General features: G+C 51.7%; 23 protein-coding genes. 16 read left to right on the top strand and 7 right to left on the bottom strand.

The window, feature by feature from the left end:
- Nucleotides 1-216: 216 nt before the first annotated feature.
- The 4 genes from yihX to fabY are packed head-to-tail and all read left to right on the top strand — an operon-like array spanning nucleotide 217 to nucleotide 3,158.
- Nucleotides 217-816 (top strand): glucose-1-phosphatase, encoded by a 600-nt coding sequence (yihX, locus tag JK198_RS06230; RefSeq protein WP_212707294.1) that lies wholly within the window; start codon nucleotides 217-219, stop codon nucleotides 814-816.
- 55 nt (nucleotides 817-871) lie between these two features.
- On the top strand, nucleotides 872-1,723 hold the full coding sequence (locus tag JK198_RS06235; RefSeq protein ID WP_212710298.1) for a virulence factor BrkB family protein: 852 nt from the start codon (nucleotides 872-874) through the stop codon (nucleotides 1,721-1,723).
- Complete coding sequence (gene dtd / locus JK198_RS06240; RefSeq protein WP_212707296.1) at nucleotides 1,720-2,157, top strand: D-aminoacyl-tRNA deacylase; 438 nt, start codon at nucleotides 1,720-1,722, stop codon at nucleotides 2,155-2,157. Before JK198_RS06235 ends, dtd begins: the two co-directional genes overlap by 4 nt.
- A gap of 59 nt (nucleotides 2,158-2,216) precedes the next feature.
- Entirely contained in the window at nucleotides 2,217-3,158 is a 942-nt protein-coding gene (gene fabY / locus JK198_RS06245) for a bifunctional GNAT family N-acetyltransferase/hotdog fold thioesterase (protein ID WP_212707297.1), read from the top strand.
- A 48-nt stretch (nucleotides 3,159-3,206) separates the two neighbouring features.
- On the opposite strand, the gene JK198_RS06250 is transcribed toward fabY, so the two are convergent.
- From JK198_RS06250 to gmk, 7 genes are all read right to left on the bottom strand, one after another.
- Nucleotides 3,207-4,880, bottom strand: coding sequence for an AsmA family protein (locus tag JK198_RS06250; RefSeq protein ID WP_212707298.1), 1,674 nt, complete (start codon nucleotides 4,878-4,880; stop codon nucleotides 3,207-3,209).
- 179 nt (nucleotides 4,881-5,059) lie between these two features.
- Nucleotides 5,060-6,448 (bottom strand): uracil-xanthine permease family protein, encoded by a 1,389-nt coding sequence (locus JK198_RS06255; protein ID WP_212707299.1) that lies wholly within the window; start codon nucleotides 6,446-6,448, stop codon nucleotides 5,060-5,062.
- An 86-nt stretch (nucleotides 6,449-6,534) separates the two neighbouring features.
- On the bottom strand, nucleotides 6,535-8,613 hold the full coding sequence (gene recG, locus JK198_RS06260; protein WP_212707300.1) for an ATP-dependent DNA helicase RecG: 2,079 nt from the start codon (nucleotides 8,611-8,613) through the stop codon (nucleotides 6,535-6,537).
- Nucleotides 8,610-9,320, bottom strand: a complete 711-nt coding sequence (gene trmH, locus JK198_RS06265) for a tRNA (guanosine(18)-2'-O)-methyltransferase TrmH (protein WP_212707301.1) — start codon at nucleotides 9,318-9,320, stop codon at nucleotides 8,610-8,612. Before trmH ends, recG begins: the two co-directional genes overlap by 4 nt.
- A 5-nt stretch (nucleotides 9,321-9,325) precedes the next feature.
- Nucleotides 9,326-11,446 carry a bifunctional GTP diphosphokinase/guanosine-3',5'-bis pyrophosphate 3'-pyrophosphohydrolase gene (gene spoT, locus JK198_RS06270; RefSeq protein ID WP_212707302.1) on the bottom strand — a complete coding sequence of 707 codons (2,121 nt, stop codon included), beginning with the start codon at nucleotides 11,444-11,446 and terminating at the stop codon, nucleotides 9,326-9,328.
- A 21-nt stretch (nucleotides 11,447-11,467) separates the two neighbouring features.
- A complete protein-coding gene (gene rpoZ / locus JK198_RS06275; protein ID WP_212707303.1) occupies nucleotides 11,468-11,743 on the bottom strand; it encodes a DNA-directed RNA polymerase subunit omega in 276 nt (91 codons plus the stop codon).
- A 54-nt stretch (nucleotides 11,744-11,797) separates the two neighbouring features.
- The gene (gmk, locus tag JK198_RS06280; protein ID WP_212707304.1) at nucleotides 11,798-12,421 is read right to left on the bottom strand and encodes a guanylate kinase; all 624 of its coding nucleotides are present in this window, start codon (nucleotides 12,419-12,421) and stop codon (nucleotides 11,798-11,800) included.
- A 608-nt stretch (nucleotides 12,422-13,029) separates the two neighbouring features.
- Here gmk and JK198_RS06285 point away from each other — a divergent pair.
- From JK198_RS06285 to JK198_RS06335, 12 genes are all read left to right on the top strand, one after another.
- A complete protein-coding gene (locus JK198_RS06285) occupies nucleotides 13,030-14,430 on the top strand; it encodes a glutamate decarboxylase (protein WP_212707305.1) in 1,401 nt (466 codons plus the stop codon).
- Nucleotides 14,431-14,521: 91 nt separating this feature from the next.
- The gene (gadC, locus tag JK198_RS06290; RefSeq protein WP_212707306.1) at nucleotides 14,522-16,066 is read left to right on the top strand and encodes a glutamate:gamma-aminobutyrate antiporter; all 1,545 of its coding nucleotides are present in this window, start codon (nucleotides 14,522-14,524) and stop codon (nucleotides 16,064-16,066) included.
- A gap of 468 nt (nucleotides 16,067-16,534) precedes the next feature.
- Entirely contained in the window at nucleotides 16,535-17,578 is a 1,044-nt protein-coding gene (gene pstS, locus JK198_RS06295) for a phosphate ABC transporter substrate-binding protein PstS (protein WP_212710299.1), read from the top strand.
- A gap of 76 nt (nucleotides 17,579-17,654) precedes the next feature.
- Nucleotides 17,655-18,617, top strand: coding sequence for a phosphate ABC transporter permease PstC (pstC, locus tag JK198_RS06300; protein WP_212707308.1), 963 nt, complete (start codon nucleotides 17,655-17,657; stop codon nucleotides 18,615-18,617).
- Nucleotides 18,614-19,501 carry a phosphate ABC transporter permease PstA gene (pstA, locus tag JK198_RS06305; RefSeq protein ID WP_212707309.1) on the top strand — a complete coding sequence of 296 codons (888 nt, stop codon included), beginning with the start codon at nucleotides 18,614-18,616 and terminating at the stop codon, nucleotides 19,499-19,501. The genes pstC and pstA overlap by 4 nt, the downstream gene beginning before the upstream one ends.
- Before the next feature lie 53 nt (nucleotides 19,502-19,554).
- Nucleotides 19,555-20,328, top strand: a complete 774-nt coding sequence (gene pstB, locus JK198_RS06310) for a phosphate ABC transporter ATP-binding protein PstB (protein ID WP_212707421.1) — start codon at nucleotides 19,555-19,557, stop codon at nucleotides 20,326-20,328.
- Nucleotides 20,329-20,406: 78 nt separating this feature from the next.
- The gene (gene phoU / locus JK198_RS06315) at nucleotides 20,407-21,132 is read left to right on the top strand and encodes a phosphate signaling complex protein PhoU (RefSeq protein WP_212707422.1); all 726 of its coding nucleotides are present in this window, start codon (nucleotides 20,407-20,409) and stop codon (nucleotides 21,130-21,132) included.
- Nucleotides 21,133-21,309: 177 nt separating this feature from the next.
- Nucleotides 21,310-22,500 carry an MFS transporter gene (locus tag JK198_RS06320; RefSeq protein WP_212707423.1) on the top strand — a complete coding sequence of 397 codons (1,191 nt, stop codon included), beginning with the start codon at nucleotides 21,310-21,312 and terminating at the stop codon, nucleotides 22,498-22,500.
- Between the two features lie 381 nt (nucleotides 22,501-22,881).
- Nucleotides 22,882-23,106 carry a hypothetical protein gene (locus JK198_RS06325; RefSeq protein WP_212707310.1) on the top strand — a complete coding sequence of 75 codons (225 nt, stop codon included), beginning with the start codon at nucleotides 22,882-22,884 and terminating at the stop codon, nucleotides 23,104-23,106.
- Nucleotides 23,107-23,223: 117 nt separating this feature from the next.
- On the top strand, nucleotides 23,224-23,856 hold the full coding sequence (locus JK198_RS16790; protein WP_249213274.1) for a biotin/lipoyl-binding protein: 633 nt from the start codon (nucleotides 23,224-23,226) through the stop codon (nucleotides 23,854-23,856).
- Entirely contained in the window at nucleotides 23,844-24,509 is a 666-nt protein-coding gene (locus JK198_RS16795) for an HlyD family efflux transporter periplasmic adaptor subunit (protein WP_349290185.1), read from the top strand. Before JK198_RS16790 ends, JK198_RS16795 begins: the two co-directional genes overlap by 13 nt.
- Nucleotides 24,509-26,608 (top strand): peptidase domain-containing ABC transporter, encoded by a 2,100-nt coding sequence (locus JK198_RS06335; protein ID WP_212710300.1) that lies wholly within the window; start codon nucleotides 24,509-24,511, stop codon nucleotides 26,606-26,608. Before JK198_RS16795 ends, JK198_RS06335 begins: the two co-directional genes overlap by 1 nt.
- Nucleotides 26,609-26,793: the final 185 nt, after the last annotated feature.

Raw genomic sequence — 26,793 nt, forward strand, 5'->3', positions numbered from 1 at the left:
TGTTTTGGCGAATACAAAACTAACCACTTTTACCGCCGTTTTCTATTAATTCACGCTAAGGTGCGATGAACCTTTTTTTATGGGAGCCAAAAGAGTTATCAGCACCGCCGGCTGGCGGTTAGTGCCGGCGGGGCACTTTTTCCCTGCTGACTGCCCTGTTAACCCGGACGATTTGCCGCTACAGTGAATACACCACTCACGACCAGGGAGGCGACTATGCTCTATATCTTTGATTTGGGAAATGTCATCGTTGATATTGATTTTAATCGTGTTCTGGGCGTCTGGAGCCACTTAAGTGGCGTGCCATTAGCTCAGTTGCAACAGCGTTTTACCTTTGATCAGGCTTTTGAACAGCATGAGCGCGGTGAGATATCCGACCAGCAGTTTGCCGACGCGTTGTGCAAGACTCTGGGAGTCAATCTCAGCTATGCCCAGTTTACGGAAGGCTGGCAGGCGATTTTTGCCGGTGTCCGCGACGATACGCTGGCACAGATGCATGCCCTGCGGGCTGCCGGACACCGGGTGGTTATTTTATCCAATACCAATAACCTGCACTGTACGTTCTGGCCGCAACAGTATCCGCAAATTGAGCAGGCTGCCGATGCAGTTTATCTTTCTCAGCAGCTAAAAATGCGTAAGCCGGAGGCGGCTATTTATCAGACGGTGCTGGAAAAAGAAGGTTTCGCGGCCATGGATGCAGTGTTCTTTGATGATAACCAGGCCAATATTGATGCGGCACGTCAGGCGGGGATCCACAGTGTACTGGTCAGCGGACCGGAGAGTATCCGCCAGTGGTTTGCTGCTCCTGGGGTGTAATGCTGAATGACCGCCACCGGCTGCTGTAGCGGTGTTGTGCAGGGAGCTGAAAACGATGAAACGATTTTTAAAATCAGCCATAAGCTGGCTGGCGGTGCTCTGGCGCAGAATCGATGAAGACAATATGACGGTACATGCCGGTAACCTGACATTTGTCTCACTGCTGGCGCTGGTCCCTTTAGCCACAGTAGTGTTTGCTTTATTTGCCGCCTTTCCGGTATTTTCAGAGATCAGCGTGCAGCTGAAACACTTTATTTTCAATAATTTTGTCCCGGCAGCGGGGACGGTTGTCGAAGACTATCTCGAACGCTTCGTTTCCAATGTCAACCGGATGACGGCAGTCGGCGCTATCGGGTTGATCGTAACGGCATTACTGTTAATACACTCGATTGACAGTGCACTGAATACTATCTGGCGCAGCCCGAAACAACGTCCGCTGGTCTTTTCTTTTGCAGTTTACTGGATGGTACTGACTCTGGGGCCGTTACTGGCCGGGGCTAGTCTGGCGATCAGTTCCCTGCTGTTTTCTGCCCGATGGCTGAATGACAGCGGTGTCACCCATTTTCTGGAACCGGCATTAAGGTTGTTCCCGTTATTACTGTCGGTGCTGGCTTTCTGGCTGCTGTACAGTATCGTTCCCACCCGACAGGTGGCATCACGGGATGCGCTGGCGGGGGCGGCGGTCGCCGGCATGTTATTTGAAGCCGGAAAAAAAGCGTTTTCGCTGTATGTCACCATGTTCCCGTCATATCAGATGATTTACGGGGTCCTGGCGGTGATACCTATCTTATTTCTCTGGGTCTACTGGACCTGGTGCATTGTATTGCTGGGCGCTGAGATTACTGTATCCATTGAACATTACCGGCAGCTTAAACATGCTCCGCAACAAGAGTCAGAGGTTTCATGATTGCGTTAATTCAGCGGGTTACCCGCGCCAGTGTCACCGTCGACGGTGAAATTACCGGACAAATAGCCGCAGGATTACTGGTCTTACTGGCCGTGGAGAAAGATGATGACCAGGCAAAAGCCCGGCGTTTAGCTGAACGGGTGCTGGGGTATCGGGTATTCAGTGATCCACAGGGAAAAATGAATCTTAACCTGCAACAGGCCGGCGGTAGTCTGCTGGTGGTATCGCAATTTACCCTGGCCGCAGATACCCGGAAAGGGATGCGGCCGTCATTCTCCGGAGGGGCGGCGCCGGATCAGGCCCGTGAGTTATATCATTATTTTAGTGACCACTGTCGCCAGCAGGGGGTGAATACTGAAAACGGCCGCTTTGCGGCAGATATGCAGGTCAGTCTGGTTAACGACGGGCCGGTGACATTCTGGCTACAGGTATAGGTGAGTTGCTGGCGACGGCAGCCTCGCTATCGTCGTCAGGCCACAGGGAGGATCGGTTGATGTATCATTTGCGTGTACCCCGGACAGCACTGGAACTGGAACGTTATTTCCGGTTTCGCTGGGAAATGCTGCGTAAGCCCCTGCAACAACCCGAAGGCTCAGAAAGAGAAGCCTGGGATGCTACTGCCCATCATCAGATGGTGGTGGATGAACAGAATAATCCGGTGGCCGTCGGACGGCTGTATATCAACGGGGATTATGAAGCATCAATACGCTTTATTGCGGTAGACCCGGCCCTCAGGGGGAAAGGACTCGGTACCTTGCTGATTATGACGCTGGAATCTGTCGCCCGCCAGGAGGGCGTAAAACGAGTGACCTGCAGTGCGCGGGAAGATGCCATCGAGTTTTTTGCCAAACTGGGGTATATCAATCAGGGCGAAATTATGGCGGCCCGCACCACACCGGTACGCCACTTTCTGATGATTAAACCGATGGTCTCCATGGATGATATTTTGCACCGGGCGGACTGGTGCGGACAGTTACAGCAGGCATGGTATGACCATATTCCCCTGAGCGACAAAATGGGGGTCAGGATCCAGCAGTATACAGGGCAGCGGTTTATGACCACGATGCCGGAAGCCGGCAACCAGAATCCCCACCATACCCTGTTTGCCGGTAGTCTGTTCTCGCTGGCGACTTTAACCGGCTGGGGGCTGATCTGGCTATTGCTGCGCGAGCGTCACCTGGGGGGAAATATTATTCTGGCAGATGCCCATATCCGCTATAAAAAACCGATTACCGGCCGTCCGGCGGCGGTGGCTGATTTAGGGTCGTTATGTGGCGATTTAGACCGGCTGGCCCGTGGCAGAAAAGCCAGGGTCAGGCTGGATGTCTTGTTACAGGGCGATGATGTTACCGGGGCGGTGTTTGAGGGAGTCTATATTGTATTACCGGCAGATCCGTTACTGACACTGGAGCAGGGTGGCTCAGGAAGTGAGTAACGCCCTCAGCCCGGTCACCGCAGGGCGGTAAGCGGGCTGAGGGAGGGGTTACTGATTTTTTCCTGCAGACATATCGTACTGCTGACTGCCGGTTGCGGTGGTTACCCGCAGTGAGCCGCTGACGGACGGACGCAACGGAAGATCAGCCTGTAAGCTGCCGCGGGCATTGAACGTAATATCACCTTTCCCCGGCTCGCCGGTTACCGGCCATCCCCAGTCAGTAAACATACTCACCGGTACCGCCTGACCCCGCAGGCTGAGGCTGAAATCACGTGAAGGCAGCTGAGAAATTTCAGCATTGCCGATCACCGGCCCCTTATCGGCCAGCATTTTGATATCGCTGACACTGATTTTCTGCCCGTCCGCATGCAGCTTCAGCCAGGGGGCGCGGAGATCCCGGCGGTTAAAGGTCGCTTCTGCGGCCTGCCATTCACTGTCCCCTGACCAGATCCCCCACTGATGCTGACGCGCCAGCAGTAACTGATTTCCCGTGGCATGTAATGCCGTCATCTGAAACGGGAAAGCCGGATTGATATCAATGATCAGCGAGTTATCGATAGTCAGCTTATGCAGCATGACAGAGTCGAGCCATTCCGGCAGGGGAGACAACCAGAACTGACGCCAGTCCTGAGGCAGGGTGTATTCCAGCCCGTTAAATGACAGGTTATTCAGTGCCAGTTGCCGGGTATCCTTCAGCCATTCACCGTCAGCGGTCACTGTTCCGTTTACCCAATGGGTACTGAATTTATTGATCTTCAGCCCCTGCGGGGTCGCTTCCAGCTCAGCCTGTGGACGGGTCAGCGCGTAGTCCCGCCAGACGAACTCGTTTGCCTGCAGGGAGAGTGTGCCGTTTTCTGTCAGCAGATTATTTTGCGGTATCGCCGGATTACTGAGTTGCAGAGTGAAATCGGTCACTGCCCAGTCAGGGCCGACAATAGTGGCGTGGTTCACCGAAATCTGCCGCGGGCGGATATTATGTTGTACCAGTGGTGCCAGAAAGTCAGGCAGTGTCTGCTGTGTCTGAAAGCGGGTATTCTCCAGGGACAGCTGCCGGATTTGCCAGTGGCCCTCTTCGCGGGTCATTGAACCGGAAAAGGTTCCGCGTTCTGCGCTGCCGCTTATCGTCTGCAGGTTAATTTGCTGCGGGGTAACGCTTCCCGTCGCATCAATGGCAGTCAGCTGCTGCTGCCCCAGTGTCAGCCGGCCGATACCTGCGCGAAAACGGTAATCACTGCCCAGCATATGAGCCGGGTCAGGTTTCCACGGCGTAATATCTGCAGAGGTCTGGCTGGCCTGAAAACCAGGGGTATCATCAGGCTGCACAATACTGATATTGTTCAGGGATAAGCGGTTGGCCTGCAACGGGAATGCTGTGCCGGGACGGATATTGGCCAGATCAATTTCACCGTCAGTCAGGGTCAGACTGTCAAAATGTGACGGATCGCTGAACTGCAGTAAAGAAAGGCCGAGCGTCACTTTCCCGGCGACCACCATGGCTGGCTGACCATCGTTCCCGAAGGTAAAATCGTCGAGGGTAACGACCAGTGGTGAACTGAGAGAGTGCCGTATTCTGCCGATAGACAGGTGATAAGCAGTATCGTCACTGATCCAGCGGCTCAGCGTACCTGCTCCCCAGGTACTTTTCAGGGCGAACCAGGCAGCAATCACTAACAGCAAAAGGATAAGCAGCAGTATCAGGAAAAATTTTCCAATAAATTTCATTATGTCAGTCCTGAGTCCTGAAAATAAGCTACTGCCTGTTATGCCTGAATTTCGCTCAGACCTCAATGTTGAAGATGCCGGTTACTGTCAAAAAAGCCGATAAATCGCCGGATAAGCGTTAAAAGAAATGAGCATTAAAAGAAAGCAGCCTGCCTCCCGGTGAGGGGGCAGGCCGGAAACTATGCATCCCGTCCGGTTTCCGGAAAAATCAGGTTAAGGATAATGGCGGTCAGGCCACCGGCGGCAATTCCGGAAGAAAGTAATGTTTTTAACCATTCCGGAGCAAATTGCAGAATTAACGGTTGCTGAGAGACACCGAGCCCGACGGCCAGGGAAATAGCAATGATCATAATCGCGCGACGGTCGATAGCCTGTCTTGCCACAATACGTACCCCGGAAGCGGCAATGGTGCCAAACATCACCAGAGTTGCTCCGCCGAGTACCGGTTCAGGAATATGTTGTACGATTCCGCTGACGGCCGGAAATAACCCCAGCAGGATCAGCAGCAGAGCGACTAAAAACCCGACATAGCGGCTGGCAACTCCGGTCAGCTGAATAACCCCGTTATTTTGTCCGAAACAGGAGTTCGGGAAGGTATTAAACAGGGCAGAGACACAGGAGTTCAGTCCGTTGGCCAGTACACCACCTTTCAGACGTTTCATATAGACCGGGCCGCTGACCGGCTGTTCTGAGACATCGGAAGTTGCTGTGATATCACCGATGGTTTCCAGCGAGGTCACCATAAAGACCAGCATTAAAGGCAGTAGCAGGTTCCAGTCAATGCCCAGCCCGTAATAGAAAGGTGTCGGCACCATAAGTAACGGCGCGTCGGCCTGCGGTGCGCTTGCCGGTAACATATTCAGGCACCAGGCCAGCAGATACCCTACTGCCATCGCGATCACCAGTGAGGCAATGCGCAGGTACGGGTTTTTCTGGCGGTTGAGCAAAATGATTGTCAGCAGGACTGCCCCGGCCAGTAACAGATTTTTCGGTGCCCCGAAGGTATGGTTATTCAGAGCGCTGAAACCACCTCCGATAGAGGTCAGCCCGACCTGAATCAGTGACAGCCCGATGATCATGACCACAATGCCCGAAACCAGCGGGGTGATCACCCGCCGGGCATAAGGCAGGATACGGGATAACAGCATTTCGGTGCAGGATGCCAGCATCAGGGTACCAAATAAGGCTGCCATCATACTGCTAATGTCTGCCCCGCCCTGTTTCAGGGCCAGCCCGCCCATGATCAACGGAGAAACAAAATTAAAGCTGGTGCCCTGAATAGATAACAGGCCTGAGCCTACCGGACCCCAGGTCTTGATCTGTAAGACAGAAGCAACGCCGGAAGCGAATAACGACATACTGATAATATGCCGGGTATCCTCAGGGGGCAGCCCCAGCGCCTGGCAAATTAATAATGCCGGGGTAATCACGGCGACAAACATCGCCAGCAGATGCTGGAGTGCCGCGAACAGTGCCTGAGGCAGAGGGGGGCGGTCATCAAGGCGATAAACCAGTTCACTGCGTGAAGATACGCTGGATTGACGGTAATGCGGAGCGTCGGCGGACATGAAACCTTTCCCGGTGGCAGAAAAAACAGCGATTTTAATTATCTGCCGCCTAAAAGCAAACGTTTGCCGGACGAAGGCAGAAAAAATCAGGCATGGCTAAAACGTTCGGTGGCCGGCAGCCAGCGTTCAATTAATGCGGCCGACTGTTGCGGATATTTCTGGTGAAGGTGACGGGCGATACGTTGTATCGCCGGAATCATCGCCTGATCACGCAGTAAATCGGCAACTTTAAACCCGGCATTACCGGTCTGGCGGGTACCCAGCAACTCACCGGGGCCGCGTATTTCCAGGTCATGCTGGGCAATCACGAAGCCGTCATTACTGTCACGTAATACCTGTAACCGTTTGCGGGCGGTTTTACTGAGGGGCGCTTTATACAACAGAACACAGTGTGATGCGACGGCACCACGGCCGACACGACCTCTTAGCTGGTGGAGCTGTGCCAGGCCCAGTCGTTCCGGGTTTTCGATAATCATCAGGCTGGCATTAGGTACATCGACACCCACCTCAATAACGGTGGTGGCAACCAGTAGCTGTAGCTGATTTTCTTTGAACTGCTGCATGACAGCCTGTTTTTCGGCAGGTTTCATTCGGCCGTGTACCAGGCCGATTTTCATCTCAGGCAGTGCCAGTTGCAGCTCCTGACAGGTTGCTTCGGCGGCCTGAGCTTCCAGTTGATCAGATTCTTCAATCAGCGTACATACCCAGTAGGCCTGACGTCCCTGCTGACATGCCTGTTCGACACGACGGATAATCTCTTCGCGGCGGGTATCCGGAATAGCCACTGTCGAGACCGGGGTACGGCCCGGAGGCAACTCATCAATGGTGGAGGTATCCAGGTCGGCATAGGCGGTCATTGCCAGGGTCCGCGGAATCGGGGTAGCGGTCATAATCAGCTGATGTGGGTGAAACCCCTGCTGTTCGCCTTTTTCGCGCAGTGCCAGCCGCTGATGAACGCCGAAGCGATGCTGTTCGTCAATAATAACCAGTGCCAGAGAACTGAAAATAACCTGTTCCTGAAACAGGGCATGGGTACCGACAATCATCGATACCTCGCCACGGGCGATGGCTTCCTGTTGTGCCTGACGGGCTTTGCCTTTTTGCTTTCCGGCCAGCCAGCCGACGTTAATCCCCAGCGGGGCCAGCCACTGGCGAAAGTTGGTGGCATGTTGTTCTGCCAGCAGCTCTGTCGGCGCCATCAGTGCAACCTGATGGCCACTGGCGATAACCTGCAGTGCCGCCAGTGCCGCAACCAGGGTTTTCCCTGATCCGACATCACCCTGTACCAGACGCAGCATGGGGTAATCCCGCGCCAGGTCCTGTTCAATTTCCTTGCTCACCCGCTGCTGGGCTGCCGTCGGGGTAAAGGGCAAGCTGGCGAGGAACTGGTGGGTTACAGGCTGACTGGCGGGAACCGGTAATGCATGATAGCGCTGAGCACCTGCCCGTACTGCCAGCATGCTCAGGTTATGGGCCAGCAGTTCTTCGGTGATCAGCCGTTGCTGAGCCGGGTGTTTGCCTTGTTCCAGCTCGGAGAGCTGCATCTCTGGCGGCGGACGGTGTAATACTTTTAATGCTGCGGGCAGAGACATCATGCCGCGGCTCAGTTCTGCGGGCAGTAATTCAGTGATCGGGCAGCTGTCCAGCAGTTGCAAAGCCTGATCCGTCAGTTTACGCAGTGTTGCCTGGCGTATCCCTTCGGTGGCCGGGTATACCGGCGTCAGGGTTTCCTGTAATTCGGTGTGATGTTGTTGTCCGGTGATACGGTATTCCGGATGGATAATTTCCGCACCACGCTGCCCGCGCTTAATTTCTCCATAGGCCACTACATGGCTACCGCTGGCCAGATTATTTTTCATTCCGGCATTAAAATTGAAGAAACGCAGGGTCAGAATACCGCTGCCATCACTGATTTGGCAGACCAGCATACGACGGCGACCGAAGGAGACTTCGCTGGAAAGTACCTCGCCTTCGACGGTGGCATAAAGACCTGGCAGCAGGTCATTAATCCGGTAGAGACGGGTACGATCTTCATAGCGTACCGGCAGGTGGAGCAACAGATCCTGCAGATTATGCAAGCCGAGTTTTGCCAGCTTAGCAGCCTGGCTGGCACCGACGCCGGTCAGGGTATTCAGCGGGATAGCGTCGAGCAGACGGCCTTTCATCTTTTCATCTTTCGGCTGCGTTCGGTTTCCTGCATAGCAGACCACCAGTCATCATCAGCCTCAATCTGCCCTTGCGGGTTGATATGCGGGCAGGGCAGGCCTTTCTGTTTCGCCACCCGCGCCAGTACCGGATAACCGCCTTCAAACAGCAGCCGTTGTTGTTCCTGGTTATCGAGCAGGCAATGACTGCGCTGATACATCCCGGCGATTTGCCGTTGCCGCTGGGCCTCATAGAGGATCAATGCCGAGGCCACGGAAACATTCAGCGACTGAACCATGCCCAGCATAGGAATAATAATGTCCTGATCGGCCAGCGCCAGAGCTTCGCGGGTAATGCCGGTTTTTTCCTGACCCATCAGAATACACACAGGACGCGTATAATCGATATCGCGAAAATCGACAGCCGTGTCTGACAGGTGAGTGGCCAGTACCTGCATCCCCTGCGCCTTTACCGCGCCGACGGCCTCGCCGATAGTGCGATGAGTGATAACTTTCACCCAGCTGTTGCTGCCGGCAGACGCAGAAACCATGGTGCGCATCCGGTCTCCGGGCCAGACGGCATGGACGTGAGGGATCCCTACCGCATCTGCGGTACGGATCACCGCAGAGACATTGTGGGGTTTGTGTACCTGCTCCATGCAGACCGTCAGGTCATGCTGGCGGCGGGCCAGCATTTCCGAGATCCGGGCAAAACGTTGGCTATTCATGCAAACTAATTTCGGTTCCGGTGTACTTTTATAACATCCGGCATGACACGGATTTTCCGCATAATATCTGCCAGGTGAATACGGTCATGGACCGTGAGGCGCATATACGCACTGTAAACTCTGCCATCCCGTTCTTCCGTATTCAGGCTCTGAATATTTGACTGGCTGGCATTGATCGCTGCTGTCAGGTTGGCAAGCGCGCCCTGATGATTCAGCATATCGACTTTTATTTCTGTGACAAAGTCCTGACCTGCTCCGCTGTCGTCCCACTCCACCGGCATAAATTTCTCGGCTTCTTTCTGGTAACCACGGATATTCCTGCAGGAATCATGGTGAATAACCAGCCCTTTACCGGGGCTGACATGCGCCACAATCGGGTCTCCCGGGATTGGACGGCAGCATTTGGCGAAGGTAATCAGCACACCGTCTGCCCCTTTGATCGGCAGCTTATGTCTTTTCGCCGATGCCTGAGGCAGGGTATCGGTAGTTTCCCCCGGCAGCAGATTTTTAGCCACCACCACACTCATCGCATTGCCGAGCCCGATTTCTGCCAGCAGGTCATCGAGACTGGCCAGTTTCATCCGTTCCAGTTCCTGTCGGATATTTTCCTGCGGTACGTCAGCCAGTTTTTTACTGCCTCCCAGCGCATGGCTGAGCAGGCGACGGCCGAGGCTTACGGACTCTTCCCGTTTCAGGTTTTTCAGTAACTGACGAATTTTCGCCCTGGCTTTGGAACTGACGACGAAATTCAGCCATGCGGCATTCGGTCGTGCGCCCGGGGCTGTGATAATTTCGATGGTCTGGCCGCTGCTCAGTGGCTGTGACAGGGGATAGGGCTGACGGTCGACCCTGGCACCAACACAGGCATTGCCGATATCTGTATGTACGGCATAAGCGAAATCGACGGGTGTGGCTCCGGCAGGCAATTCAACAATCCGGCCTTCCGGGGTAAAGACGTAAATTTCATCGGGAAACAGGTCCGATTTTACACTTTCGATAAATTCAAACGAGTTACCGGCACTTTGCTGCAATTCGAGCAGGCTTTGCAACCAGCGCTGGGCCCGCACCTGCGCAGTGGTGGTGCCGCTTTCTCCTTGCTGTTTATAAGCCCAGTGTGCCGCGACCCCCATTTCTGCCATCTGATCCATATCTTCGGTGCGGATCTGGACTTCTACCGGTACGCCGTGCGGGCCTATCATCGAGGTATGAAGCGACTGATATCCGTTGGCTTTGGGAATGGCAATATAGTCTTTAACACGGCCCGGACGGGGTTTGTACAGACTGTGCATTTGTCCGAGTACGCGATAGCAGGTATCCACATCTTTTACGATAACGCGGAAGGCGTAGATATCCATGATGGAATGAAAACGCTGCTCTTTGAGATGCATTTTCTGATAAATCGAGTAGAGATGTTTTTCCCGGCCACTGACGCGACACAGGATTCCGGCTTCCTGTAATCTGCCGTCTATTTCGGCGAGGATTTTCTGGATCATCTCTTTACGGTTACCGCGCGCCGCTTTTACCACTTCTTTGATAACGCGGAAACGGTTCGGGTACAGGGCTTCAAAGCCCAGCTCTTCCAGCTCGGTTTTCAGATGATGAATACCCAGCCGGTGAGCTAGCGGACTGTAAATCTCAAGTGTTTCTAAGGCGATACGCCGCCGTTTGTCCGGCCGCAGCGAACCAAGGGTTCGCATATTGTGGGTCCGGTCTGCCAGCTTGATTAATATGACCCGGATATCCTGCACCATGGCCATAATCATCTTGCGGAAGTTTTCTGCCTGGGCCTCTTTCTTATCGCGGAATTTCAGCTTATCCAGTTTGGATACGCCCTCGACTAATTCGGCGACACTGGAGCCAAACAGCTGTTCCATATCCTGGAAAGTTGCCGGGGTATCTTCAATGACATCATGTAACAACGCGGCCATCAGTGTTTCATGGTCGAGTTTCATTTCTGCCAGGATACAGGCAACCGCCACCGGATGGGTAATATAAGGTTCACCGCTGGAACGCGTCTGACCCTCATGAGCATCACGAGCGACAAGGTAAGCCTGCCTGAGTCGTTTAATCTGATCTTCAGGCAGATATTTTTCAATCAGTTGATTGAGGCTTTCAAACAGATACAAGGGCGGCCTGCAACAGTCAGATTAACGGTGACCTTCAGCAATCGCGGTGACAGCCTGAAGTTCGGCGGCTTCCTGCTCATGCTGTTCCTGACGATCACGGACATCCAGAATCTGGTTTGTGATCAGACCTTCTTCGATTTCGCGTAAAGCGATAACCGTTGGTTTGTCGTTTTCTTCCGGAACCAGGGCATCTTTACCGCCGGTCTGCATCTGACGCGCACGACGTGCAGCGACCAGTACCAGGTCAAAACGGTTTCCAACTTTTTCTACTGCGTCCTGAACGGTTACGCGTGCCATAAAAGTGCTACTCCACAGATGAGGAAATGACTGGGCATAATACTGAAAGCTGCTTCAGTGTGCCAATAGTTTGCTGATTAATGCATCATGCCGGGCCTGCTGACGGCCCATACGCAGACGTTCTGCGCGGATAATCGTTTTCAGGTCAGACAGGGCCAGATCAAAATCATCGTTTACGATCAGATAATCGTACTCTGCGTAATGACTCATTTCATCGACCGCTTTTTCCATCCGTTTTTCGATGACCGCTTCGCTGTCCTGACCACGGCCTCTCAGACGACGATCTAACTCATCCTTCGATGGCGGAAGCACGAAAATGGTTCGTGCCGCAGGCATCTGCCGGCGTATTTGCTGTGCCCCCTGCCAGTCGATATCCAGAAAGACATCGACGCCGGTAGCCAGCACTTGTTCAATCGCCTGGCGTGAGGTGCCGTAATAATTACCAAAGACTTCGGCGTACTCAAGAAATGCCCCGTCAGTAATCATTGCGCGGAACTCATCTTTCGTCACAAAGAAATAGTGGTCGCCCTGAACTTCACCGGGGCGCATATCCCGGGTGGTATGGGAAACAGAAACCTGAGTGTCATAAAGGGGCTGTGTTTTTAACAGCGCCTGAATCAGGCTGGACTTACCCGCACCACTGGGCGCGGAAACAATAAACAGTGTACCTTGAGCCATGATTATCTTGAATTGAGTAAAGAGCGGGGACAATATCCTGCCTATTATACACAGCCTCCGGCCCCGGCGCAGCGTTTGCATGCATTTAGCCGCAGATTTCTTTCTGTCAGTCGCCTGAACCGGCCGCTTCCCCGGCAGCAGTCTGTGGATGAACTCAGGAAATAATGGTGAAAACAACCGGCTGGATGAATATACCGGCCAAAAAGACGCTGACCGGTAATGATATTACGGGAATAATAATAACGGTCTTATTCTGCGTTCTCTCTGTAATAGCCAGAGTTTAAAATAATATGGCTGAAATGTTTATTTTTTTTAATGTTTTGTTTTATTTAATAATTGAAAATTTATTACTTATTAGTAAGTAAAAATATCCTCCTCCCGTTCGCACGAAAAAAACCATAATTTCCGGAAAAGAGACTATCTTTAAAGAGCGTTTTGTTCTGCATTGCATCAGCAGGTAGCTCCTTCTGTCTCTGTGGCTACCAGACCGCTGAAATAAGTGTTTTTCTGCCTGCAGATTCAGAAGGCACGGTGCCGCCTGTTATCCGGTGTTTCCTGACCTGTATATCAGACGACAAACTCCTCTTCAGAGAAATCATGAGGTTTACATGAGCAGCACGACCAAAGATTCCATCCGTGATCAGAACGATGATGTTTATGCTTCCGTTGATTTAGCCGCATCGTTACCTAAGTCCGAATTCCCTGAGCCAGAACGCAATCCGCGTAATGTTTTTAATGCGATCCGTGATGAGTTAATGCTGGATGGTAACTCTCGTCAGAACCTGGCAACCTTTTGTCAGACATGGGTTGATGATGAAATTCGCGAATTGATGGATCTGTCTATCGATAAGAACATGATCGATAAGGATGAGTATCCGCAGACGGCAGAGATTGAAGCCCGTTGTGTCAGAATGCTGGCAGACCTGTGGCACTCACCTTCTCCGGAGACGACCCTGGGATGTTCGACCATTGGTTCTTCTGAGGCTGCGATGCTGGGCGGCCTGGCCCTGAAATGGCAATGGCGTAAAAAAAGAGCGGCACAAGGTCTGCCTGCCGATAAGCCAAACCTGGTCTGTGGCCCGGTACAGATCTGCTGGCATAAATTTGCCCGTTATTTTGATGTCGAATTACGTGAGATCCCGATGGAAGGTGATCGCTTAATTATGTCGGCAGAAGAGGTCGTTAAACGGGTGGATGAAAATACCATCGGTGTTGTTCCGACCCTGGGGGTAACCTTTACCTGTCAGTATGAGCCGGTGAAGGAAGTGAGTGATGCGCTTGACCGTGTGCAAAAAGAGACCGGATTAGATATTCCTATTCATGTCGATGGCGCCAGTGGTGGTTTCCTGGCACCGTTCTGTGCGCCTGATTTGGCGTGGGATTTCAGTCTGCCACGGGTGAAATCGGTGAATGCCTCGGGGCATAAGTTTGGTCTGGCGCCACTGGGTGCCGGCTGGGTAGTGTGGCGTGAAGCCAGTGATCTGCCGGAAGAACTTATTTTTAATGTGAACTATCTCGGCGGTAATATGCCGACCTTTGCACTGAATTTTTCCCGTCCCGGCGGACAGATTGTGGCTCAGTATTATAACTTTCTGCGCTTAGGCAAGGAGGGTTACGCCAAAATCCACAATGCCTGCTACGCCACCGCACAATATCTGGCGGAAGAGATTAGTCGTCTGGGGCCGTTTGAAATTCTGTTTGACGGTGACAGCAGCAAAGGGATCCCTGCGCTGGCCTGGAAAGTCAAAGAGGGTCAGAATACCGGCGGTTATACACTGTATGACCTGGCGGATAAACTGCGCTCCCGTGGCTGGCAGGTACCTGCCTACTCGTTACCCGCCCACCGTGAAGACCTGGTGATCCAGCGCATTCTGGTACGTCACGGGGTTAGCTATGACTTAGCGACTCTGTTAATTGATGATATTAAACGTGCCTTAGAACACTTCAAACAGCATCCGATTGTTGCACCGCTTTCAGAACAAGAAGCCAGTGGCTTTAATCACGGCTGATTACCCTGTTATCTGAACCGGGGGGGATAACCCCCCGGTAATTTCATCTGCATTATTATCGGACAGAATAATCAGCTGTCGGGAGAACCTTATGACTACGACTACGACTAACGCAAATATCAGCCCCAGAAAGTTAACGCTGTTAGGTTTTTTCGCCATTACTGCATCGATGGTCATGGCCGTTTATGAATATCCGACCTTTGCCACCTCAGGATTCTCGTTAATATTTTTCTTATTACTCGGAGGATTTCTGTGGTTTATCCCGGTGGGTCTGTGTGCGGCAGAAATGGCGACTGTCGAAGGATGGCAGGAGGGGGGAGTCTTTACCTGGGTTTCTAATACCCTGGGTAAAAAATGGGGCTTTGCGGCAATTTCGTTTGGGTACTTACAGATAGCGGTTGGCTTTATTCCTATGCTGTATTTTGTGCTCGGGGCCCTGTCCTATATTTTGAAATGGCCGGAGCTGAATACCAATCCGTTACTGAAAACCGTTGCGGCACTGGTCATTTTATGGGGACTGGCACTGACTCAGCTGGGGGGCACGAAAAATACGGCCAGGATTGCGAAAGCCGGTTTCTTTGCCGGCATCCTGTTACCGGCGCTGATTCTGGTCGTGCTGGCTATCTGTTATCTGGCATCGGGCGCACCGGTAGCCATCGAGATGAGCCGTAATACTTTCTTTCCTGATTTCACCCAAATAGGCACCTTAGTGGTGTTTGTGGCGTTTATCCTCAGTTATATGGGCGTTGAAGCTTCTGCCACCCATGTTAACGAAATGAGCAACCCCGGCCGCGATTATCCGCTGGCGATCCTGTTGCTGATGGTGGTGGCGATTATCCTGAGCTCGGTCGGCGGTATTTCGATTGCCTCGGTTATCCCGAAAGACCAGATCAACTTATCCGCCGGTGTTATGCAGACTTTCAGTATTCTGATTGGTCATTTTGGCCAGGGTCTGGAATGGATCGTCAGAGTTATTTCGGCACTGTTGCTGTTAGGCGTGCTGGCTGAGATAGCAGCGTGGATTGTCGGACCTTCGCGCGGTATGCTGGTTACCGCCCAGCAGGGTATTCTGCCGGCACGCTTCGCGAAAATGAACAAAAACGGTGTTCCTGTGGCTCTGGTGATTTCTCAGTTGCTGATCACATCGGTTGCGTTAATTATTCTGACCAATACCGGTGGCGGGAATAATATGTCATTTTTAATTGCCCTGGCTTTAACGGTGGTGATTTACCTGTGCAGCTATTTCATGCTGTTTGCCGGGTATCTGGTGCTGGTGTGTAAGAAAGGTGACCTTAAACGTTCTTTTAATATTCCCGGAGGCCGGGGCGTGAAAATGGTGGTTGCCATTATCGGCTTCTGTACGTCTGCGATTGCGTTTATTGTCTCGTTCTTTCCGCCGTCTGGTCTGCCGGACAGCCACGACAATAGTATTTATGTAACCCTGCTGGTGGTCTGTTTTCTGGTTGTGCTGGCGTTGCCGTTCATTGTTTATGCGATGGGTAAAAAAGGTGCTCCCGGTTCGAATGTCAGGCTGGAGCCGGTTAAAGCGCATACGGCAGATAAAGGCCATTTCTTTATCCACCCGCGTGCCCGTTCACCTCATCATATTTTTGTCGATGATAAGAAGTTACATTAATCCGACCCCGGGTGATCAGGGTCTGTGACTGGTGCTGCGGCGGGGAAACGTGCTCCCCGCCGTACGGTATAACATCCGGCAGATGCAAAAAAGGCAGCCTTGCGGCTGCCTCTCCCGGCAATTCCTTTTGCAACCATTCGGCTGGAGTATTTACAATATCGCGAATAAAATACCTGATAGTTCATATCGTTATCGCTGTACTGACAGGAATGTTAACAACCGTGACCCCGGGTAAAGTGGCAAAAAATGCGGTTGTTGATCTGCGTGGAGGTGGTCTGCTGGCATTGTGAGCGGTGGTTTTATTACCGGTTTTTATCCGCGGGTCGGCCGGACAGGTCTGTGGCTGTCATAAAACTGTCATATTTCTTACATATTAATGTCACCAAACTGTCCTATTTTCCCTCGTGCAGCATGACAAACTCATTTAAAAATGGCACTGAGCCTGAGATTAACTCCCCCGGAGGGAATATGACACTGATGCGTAATACGGTAGCCCGCGTACTGGCAGCGACACTGTCTGTTGGTGCTGTTTCTGCTTTTGCAGCGACAAACTTAACCGGAGCTGGCGGCACCTTTCCTGCGCCGGTCTATGCCCGTTGGGCAGCAGATTACCAGAAGGTCGATGGCAGCCAGGTGAACTACCAGGGTATTGGTTCTTCCGGTGGCGTAAAACAGATCATTGCCAAAACCGTTGACTTTGGTGCGTCAGATGCGCCCCTGAGTGATGCAGATCTGCAGAAAAACGGTCTGTTCCAGTTTCCGACGGTGATTGGCGGCGTGGTACTGGCAGTGAACCTGCCTGGCGTCAAATCCGGTGAGCTGACGCTGGACGGTAAAACTGTCGGGGATATCTACCTCGGTAACATTAAAAAGTGGAATGACCCGGCTATCGAGAAACTGAACCCGGGCGTTAAGTTGCCGTCGACGGCGATTAATGTCGTACGCCGTGCTGATGGTTCAGGCACCTCATTCGTATTTACCAGCTACCTGTCAAAGGTGAATGATGAGTGGAAGGAGAAAATTGGTAAAGGGAATACGGTCAACTGGCCAACCGGTCTGGGCGGGAAAGGTAACGATGGTGTTGCTGCCTTTGTTCAGCGTCTGCCGGGATCTATCGGCTATGTTGAGTATGCTTATGCCAAACAGAATAATCTGACCTATACCAAACTGGTCGATGCCAGCGGTAAAGCGATTCTGCCGTCCGAAAAAAGCTTCAGTAACTCTGCGAAAGGTGCCGACTGGCAGCAAACCTTTGCTCAGGACCTGACCTACCAGAAAGGTGATGATGCGTGGCCGATTTCATCCACCACTTTTATCCTGGTGTATAAAAAACAGGCGGATGCAGAAAAAGGTGCGGCAGTGCTGAAATTCTTCGACTGGGCGTATAACAACGGCGGAAAAACCGCAGAAAGTCTGGATTATGCTGCTCTGCCGGAATCGGTAGTGACACAAATTCGCAGTGCCTGGAAAGCGAATATCACAGACAATAACGGCAAAGCACTGTATCAATAGGGTTATACTCCGTTACATCATGTGAACCCCATGGGCGGCTGATGCCGCCCTGTTAATAGTGAAGACTGAGACTCTTATGGCGGAAAGAAAGCCGACATTTAAAGCACCCGGAAAGCAGGGTGATATCATTTTCAGCGCATTGGTTAAACTCTCTGCGCTGGTGGTGCTATTACTGCTCGGTGGTATTATCGTTTCCCTGATTATTTCTTCCTGGCCCAGTATTCATAAATTCGGCTTTGCTTTCCTCTGGGATAAGACCTGGGACGCGCCGAATCAACAATTTGGCGCTTTAGTGCCGATTTACGGGACAGTTGTTACCTCAATTATTGCTCTGTTAATTGCGGTCCCTGTGAGCTTTGGTATTGCCCTGTTTCTGACCGAGCTGTCACCCGGCTGGCTGCGCCGCCCGCTTGGCACGGCTATTGAACTACTGGCGGCTATTCCCAGTATCGTTTACGGCATGTGGGGGCTGTTTATCTTTGCCCCGTTATTTGCCGAATATTTTCAGACGCCGGTCGGTGACCTGCTGTCATCGGTACCCTTTATAGGCCGGCTATTCTCGGGCCCTGCCTTTGGTATTGGTATTCTGGCGGCGGGTCTGATCCTCGCGATTATGATTATTCCCTATATTGCTTCGGTGATGCGTGATGTCTTCGAGCAGACACCGGTTATGATGAAAGAATCAGCTTACGGGCTGGGTTGTACCACCTGGGAAGTTATCTGGCATATTGTGCTACCGTTTACCCGTAACGGCGTTATTGGCGGAATCATGCTGGGCTTAGGCCGGGCACTGGGTGAAACCATGGCGGTGACCTTTATTATCGGGAATACCTACCAGCTGGATAGTGTCTCTCTGTATATGCCGGGCAATACCATTACCTCGGCGCTGGCGAATGAATTTGCTGAAGCCGAATCGGGACTGCATGTCTCTGCACTGATGGAGCTGGGGCTGATCCTGTTCTTTATCACTTTTGTGGTACTGGCTATCTCCAAACTGATGATCCTGCGTTTGGCGAAAAGTGAAGGAGCGCGCTCATGATTCCGGTGGATATAGAAAACCGCGCAGCGCTGGAAGCATCACGGCGCAAGATGCAGGCATGGCGTGGTTTTAAAAATAAAATCGCCTTATTACTCTCAATACTGACCATGGCGTTCGGTCTGTTCTGGCTGGTATGGATCCTCTGGACTACGGTATCTCGCGGGATTGGTGGCTTATCAGTTGATCTGTTTACCCAGATGACCCCGCCGCCAAATACGGATGGTGGCGGCCTGGCAAATGCCCTGGCAGGCAGCGGTTTACTGATCCTCTGGTCGACCCTGGCAGGCACACCTCTGGGCATTATGGCCGGTGTTTACCTGGCGGAATATGGCCGTAAATCTGTGCTGGCAGAAGTGATTCGTTTTATTAATGACATTTTACTGTCCGCCCCGTCGATCGTGATTGGCCTATTCGTTTACACCCTGGTGGTGGCGTATATGCATCACTTCTCTGGCTGGGCTGGTGCGCTGGCACTGGCACTGTTGCAGATCCCGATTGTTATCCGGACCACCGAAAATATGCTGAAGCTGGTCCCGGATACGATGCGTGAAGCTGCTTATGCCCTGGGAACGCCGAAATGGAAAATGATTCTGGTTATTACGCTGAAAGCCTCCGTCTCGGGCATCATTACCGGGGTACTGCTGGCGATTGCCCGCATTGCCGGTGAGACGGCACCATTACTGTTCACTGCGTTATCGAATCAGTTCTGGAGCACCGATATGATGCAGCCGCTGGCTAACCTGCCGGTGACGATTTATAAGTTTGCTATGAGTCCGTTTTCACAATGGCAAAACCTGGCCTGGGCAGGGGTGCTGATTATTACCCTCTGTGTGTTAGTGCTGAATATCGTGGCACGGATGATTTTTAGCAAACGTAAAAACTAATTTTTGCGGCGCGGCGAGAAGCGGTGCCGGAATAAGAGAGACGAACAATGAGTATGGCAAACATTAACCCGGCGTCGGCAAAAATCCAGGTACGTGATCTGAATTTCTTTTATAACCAGTTCCACGCACTGAAAAATATCAATCTGGATATTGCCCGTAATCAGGTGACTGCTTTTATCGGCCCGTCAGGGTGCGGTAAATCGACGCTGCTGCGTACCTTTAACCGGATGTTTCAGCTGTACCCTGAACAACGCGCAGAAGGACAGATTTTACTCGATGGCGATAATATCCTGGATAACGGACAGGATATTGCGTTACTGCGAGCCAGAGTCGGGATGGTGTTTCAGAAACCGACCCCGTTCCCGATGTCTATTTATGACAATATCGCTTTCGGCGTACGGTTATTCGAAAAATTATCCCGTGCCGAGATGGACGAACGTGTGCAGTGGGCGCTGACTAAAGCGGCGTTATGGACCGAAACCAAAGACAAGCTGAACCAGAGCGGTTACAGCCTGTCGGGTGGTCAGCAACAACGTCTGTGTATTGCCCGCGGGATTGCGATTCGTCCGGAAGTTCTGCTGCTTGATGAGCCCTGCTCTGCGCTGGATCCGATTTCTACCGGACGTATCGAAGAGCTGATCAGCGAATTAAAACAGGATTATACGGTGGTGATTGTGACCCACAATATGCAGCAGGCGGCGCGTTGCTCTGACCATACGGCCTTTATGTACCTCGGTGAACTGATTGAATTCAGTGATACGGATACCCTGTTTACTAAGCCGTCATGCAAGCAAACTGAAGACTATATTACCGGCCGTTATGGCTGATGCTCAGCCGGTATTCTGTAACGCTTAATTTTCGCCACCATTTTTCGCTGCCATACGGGTGCGACACTGGAGAACATGATGGACAGTCTTAATTTAAATAAACATATCTCCGGTCAGTTTAATGCTGAGCTGGAGCACATTCGTACCCAGGTAATGATTATGGGCGGACTGGTTGAGCAACAGCTGACGGATGCCATTAATGCGATGCAGAATATGGACCCGGAACTGGCCCAGCGGGTGATTGATGACGACCATAAAGTGAATATGATGGAAGTCGCGATTGACGAAGATTGCGTGCGTATTATTGCCAAACGGCAACCGGCAGCCAGTGATTTACGGATGGTGATGGCGATCATTAAAACCATCTCTGAACTGGAACGGATCGGTGACGTAGCGGAGAAAATCAGCCGGACGGCGCTGGAGAAATTTGGTCATAAACATCAGCCTTTACTGGTCAGCCTGGAGTCCCTTGGACGTCATGCGGTACAAATGCTGCATGAAGTGCTGGACGCCTTTACCCGTATGGATCTCGAGGCAGCAATACAGATTTACCGGGAAGATAAAAAAGTCGATAAAGAATATGAAGGTATTGTCCGCCAGTTAATGACTTATATGATGGAAGATCCGCGGACAATTCCCAGTGTGCTGACGGCATTATTCTGTGCCAGAGCTATCGAACGTATCGGCGACCGCTGCCAGAATATCTGCGAAATTATCTTCTACTTCGTCAAAGGTCATGATTTCCGGCATATGGGCGGTGATCAACTCGATCAGTGGCTGGCCGGAGATGACACCCCGGAATAACCCGGTGTTCCGCAGTCTGCCCGCCGCGTGGCAGGCTGCCCCTTTCTGTTTTTTCCTTTCTTCCTGATATTGGTAGCGTGTTGGTATCCCTGTTTTTATACTTTGCAGGTTTATTTTTCCGACCAGTCAAGGAACCCGAGCGTGCAAAAAAAGAAAACTGTAACCCCGGCAAAAGCCATGCTGGCTGCTGTCAGCGGCTATGCTATGGATGGATTCGATCTGTTAATCCTCGGATTTATGTTACCGGCTATCAGTGTCTCCTTATCACTGGACCACTCACAGGCGGGCTCACTGGTTACCTGGACGCTGATTGGCGCCGTAGCCGGCGGAATTATTTTCGGTCACCTGAGTGACCGGTTTGGCCGGGTCAGGGTATTAACCCTGACAATTTTAATGTTCTCGGTATTTACCGGACTCTGTGCGACGGCCCGCGGCTACCATGACCTGCTGATTTACCGGACCCTGGCCGGGGTCGGCCTGGGGGGCGAGTTTGGTATAGGGATGGCGCTGATTGCCGAAGTCTGGCCGGCCAGCAAGCGCAACAGAGCCTCTGCCTGGGTAGGTATTGGCTGGCAGGCCGGGGTGTTGCTGGCGGCAGTAATTACGCCACTGCTGCTGACAGTGATTGGCTGGCGTGGCATGTTTCTGGTGGGGCTGGTCCCGGCGCTGTTTTCGTTTGCCATCCGTCACGGGCTGAGCGAACCGGAATCGTTTATTCGTCAGCCAAAGAAAGAACAACAGCGTTCATTTATGTCCCGCCTCAGATTACTGGTAAACGATCGTGCCACGGCAAAAGCCAGCCTGGGGATTTTCATTTTATGCTCGGTACAGAATTTCGGTTATTACGGGCTGATGATTTGGATGCCCAGCTATTTGTCTTCATCGTTCGGTTTCAGCCTGACCAAATCGGGGTTATGGACCGCCGTGACGGTGGCAGGTATGACCCTGGGGATTGGGCTGTTCGGTATGCTGGCTGACCGTTTTTCCCGCTGGAAAATCTTTATTCTTTACCAGCTGGGTGCGGTGGTGATGGTGATTGTCTATGCCCGGCTGACCGACCCGTCCCTGATGCTGGTGGCCGGCGCGGTTATGGGGTTGTTTGTGAATGGTATGATAGGCGGTTACGGTGCATTAATTTCCGATACTTTTCCGGTCGCCTCGCGGGCCACTGCCCAGAATGTTCTGTTTAACCTTGGACGGGGCGTCGGCGGGTTTGGCCCGCTGGTAACAGGGATGCTGGCTTCAGAGTGGTCATTCAGTGCTGCGATTACGCTGCTGGCATTGATTTATGTGCTGGATATTGTGGCAACCCTGTTTCTGCTACCGCGCCACCAGGGCCAGGATGATGCGCTGGGTGCTATCGGCTAACCCCGCCAGCGGACAGACCGGCAATCAGGGTCTGTCCGCAGCGCAACTAATACAATTAAAAGAAATTTATTAATGAAACTTTCTGATAATCAGGTTTTATATTTTTACTGATCACGGTTATTTTCCCGGTTTCCGGAAGTTACCGGCAACCCTGTTTTTTCTTTCTGCCTGTTTCTGATGGATTTTTTTATTCACAGCAAATTACCTGGCTATTTATTGTTAATTACCGGAAGGCATTGTCTGACCGGCGGATAAATGTATGATATTGAAAACAGGGAGGGCAGTGTATATTTTGTTCCGGTAGCAATAACCGGGATATCAGGCTGATGACTGGATTATTGCTACTTACAACACCGGGAATATTAAAAAAAGGAAATTTTTATGAAAGAATTAACACAAACTGAAGTACAGACTGTTTCTGGCGCCGGGACTCTTGCCAGTTCACTGGGCTCGCTGGGTTCTATGGTCGGCGGCGCAATGAAACTGATCGGTATGAAAAACTCTGTCGCGAATGCTGCTGCTATCGGTAACAATATCGGCATGATATTTGAATCGGTATATGGTGCGTTTTCATCGACAGTGAAATTTTTCTTTGATAAAAAATAATTCTCTCTGAATAAAAGGTGTCGCCTTGCGCGACACCTTTTCATATTTCCAAAGGGTGAATAACGGATGTTTATCCTGGTGGTTAATTATACATAGCAATTTACATGGTTATCTGTCATGGAAGGTAAATCTATTTTCAGAAAGGAAGCGCTGGATAATATTAAAAATCAATGGCTGGGGAAGGCATTGTTAATTTCGTCCTGTCCCTCATGGCTGGTCGCTATTTTATCCGGGTTGTTCTTTTTAATAATTATGGCCGGTATTATCTTCGGACAATATACCCGGCGAATTAACGTTGACGGGGAAATTATTTCCCTGCAACAGGCAATCACTATATATGCGCCGCAGCAGGGCGTGGTGACCAGGACATTTCTGCAGACCGGACAACGGGTTAACAAAGGTGAGCCTCTGTATGAGATTGATGTCAGCCGGACCACCAGTAGCGGTAATGTCAGTGCTCGCGGGGCAGAAGCCATTAATTATCAGCTGACTCTGATAGAACAGATCATTGAAAAAACAGAACAAAATAAACAATCGTCATTAAACAGCCTGCAACAGCAACTGGCCCAATACCGGCAGGCTTATAAAAAGTCACAGGAATTGATCAGCAGTGCCGGACGCGGGCTACAGGATATGCAGAAAAGCATGGGTAATTATGACGATTACTTACGTAAAGGTCTGATTAATAAAGAGCAGTTTAATAATCAGCGTTATCTGTTTTATCAGCAGCAATCCTCGTGCAAAGCCTGAATACTCAGCTGATCCAGGAAGGGCTGCAGGTTATCAGTCTGGAGACTGAGATTGCTACCCAGTCAGCCGACTTTGATAATAAAGCAGCAGAATATGCGTTAAAACGCAGTGAGTTACAGCGCGAGCTGGCTGAGGTGAATGCCAGTGGTACGCTGATTATTACCGCGCCTGAAGAGGGTAATATCGAAAATATGGTGTATACGGCCGGGCAGATGGTGGCCGCCGGCGATAGCCTGGCACAACTGATGCCGGGAGGGCGTCCACAGTTTTTGCTGGTGTTGTGGCTGCCGGACAGCAGTGTGCCTTATGTGTCCCCGGGAGATGCGGTTAACCTGCGCTATGACGCTTATCCTTTCCAGAAATTTGGTCAGTTTCCTGGCAGGATTAAATCTGTATCACGGATCCCCGCCAGTGCGAAAGAGCTGATGATGTACAGCAGCATTGCACCTGCGGTGAATAATGGTGCAGGCCAGGCTTACTATAAAACGATTATTGAACTGGCGGCCGACAGCTTCAGGTTCCGTGGAGAATCAATGAACTGGTCAAATGGTATGAAGGCTCAGGCCACCCTGTTTCTGGAACGCCGGCCCTTATATCAATGGATCCTGTCGCCTTATTACGATATCCGGCGTAGCCTCGGAGGGCCGGTCTGATGAATGCCTCTTTTTTTGAGCAAATAAGCCGTCGGGTGAACTTTAGCCTGTGGCGGCGGGTGCCCGCCATCTTACAGACCGAAGCCGCTGAATGCGGGCTGGCCTGCCTGACGATGGTATGTCGCTATTTCGGGATGGACATTGACCTGTTAAACCTGCGTCGCCGTTTTGGTGTTTCATCTCATGGGGCGACACTGACCACCCTGATGCATATTGCCGGGCAACTGGCAATGAAGACACGCCCTTTGTCCCTGGATCTGGATGAAATAAATCAGCTGAAAAGGCCCTGTCTGCTGCACTGGGATATGAACCATTTTGTGGTACTGGTCGCAGTCCGGCGTTCACGGTTTATTATCCATGATCCGGCCCTTGGTCGCCGGATTATTGGGATGCGTGAAATGTCACAACATTTCTCGGGTATTGCCCTCGAAATCTGGCCGGATAACGAGTTTATCCCGCTGAAAGCCCGCTCCCGCCTCAGCCTGTGGTCAATGATGCGGAATATCTCAGGCCTGCCGGGCTTTCTGATTAAAATCTTTTGTCTGTCGCTGGTCGTTGAGGCGGTTAACATTCTTATTCCGGTCGGTACCCAGCTGGTTATGGACCATGTGCTGATTGCCCGTGACCATGATCTGCTGAGCCTGATTTGTCTGGGACTGCTGACCTTTATTCTGTTCCGCACTTTTATCAGTATGCTGCGTTCCTGGACATCACTGGTGATGCAGTCACTGATTGATATTCAGTGGAAAACCGGCCTGATGGATCATCTGCTCCGCCTGCCGCTGGTCTATTTTGAAAAACGCAAAGCCGGTGATATTCAGTCCCGTTTTGCGTCACTGGATACTATCCGCGGTACCCTGACCAGCAGCCTGGTGAACGGCATTATTGATATTATTGTTTCTGTCAGCGTGCTGGTGATGATGTATCTGTATGGTGGCTGGCTGATTTTTGTCGTGCTGGGGTTCACCCTGTTGTATATGCTGCTGCGCTTAACGACTTACCAGCGCTACCGCCAGGCGCAGGAAGAGCATATTGTGAAAGGAGCCCGTGCCAGTTCTCATTTTATGGAAACCTTGTACGGTATCAGCACCCTGAAGGTGCTGGGCCTGTCAGGCACCCGTTCCCAGTACTGGCTTAACCTGAATATTGATACCACCAATGCCGGAATCCGTATGAGCCGGCTGGATATGTTGTTTGGCGGGGTTAACTCGCTGATCTCGACGGTCGATCAGGTCGTCATTCTGTGGCTGGGAGCTTCAATGGTGATTGACGGCAATATGACAGTCGGCATGTTCGTAGCTTTTAATGCTTACCGTGGTCAGTTCTCAGAACGGGCGTCATCGCTGATCGATATGCTATTACAACTGCGTATGCTGGCACTGCATAACGACAGGATTGCCGATATTGTATTGCATGAGCCGGAAGCATTTCAGCCCGCCAGAAGTCTCTGTCAGCCGGATAAAGCAGCCGGTTTACAGGTTCGCGACCTGAGTTATCAGTATGACAAACTCAGCCGGCCAATCTTTTCGGACATAAATATAAGGGTCGATGCGGGGGAAAGTGTGGCCATTACCGGGCCTTCAGGGGCCGGGAAAACCACCTTAATGAAGGTGATGAGTGGCCTGTTAGCCCCGGACAGTGGTTCGATCCTGTGTAACGGCATTGATATTGCCGGGGCAGGAATTAATAACTACCGGCAGGGGATTGCCTGTGTGTTGCAGGAAGATAAATTGTTTGCCGGGTCGATCGCCGAAAATATTTCCGGATTCAGTGAACAAAAAGATATGCAGTGGGTGACTGACTGCGCCAGAAACAGTCATATTCATGACGAGATTATGCAGATGCCGATGGGTTACGAAACACTGGTTTCTGAACTGGGCGGCAGTTTATCCGGAGGGCAAAAACAGCGGCTGCTGATTGCCCGCGCGCTCTATCGTCGTCCCGCGATTCTGTTCCTGGATGAAGCCACCAGTCATCTGGATCTGGATAATGAAGCCAGGGTTAATGCCGCCATCAGCCAGCTTAAAATTACCCGAATTTTTATTGCCCACCACCCTTCAACTATTGCCTCTGCCGACCGGGTCATCGAATTACGCTGACCGGCCGGTACACCTGACACTGTCGTCTCTGACGACAGTGTCTTTCCCTCAGCCCCGGAGACTGGCTATCCCGTACTGCTGGCGGGTGTTTTAATTTTTCATAATATGCTATTGGTTCTGTATTCTGTCTGAATTTCAGCCACAATGATGGCTGCCGGTAACATGATGAGTATTTCAGGGGAAAT

This window comes from Tatumella sp. JGM91 (assembly GCF_018257575.1).
GTDB lineage: Bacteria > Pseudomonadota > Gammaproteobacteria > Enterobacterales > Enterobacteriaceae > Tatumella > Tatumella punctata.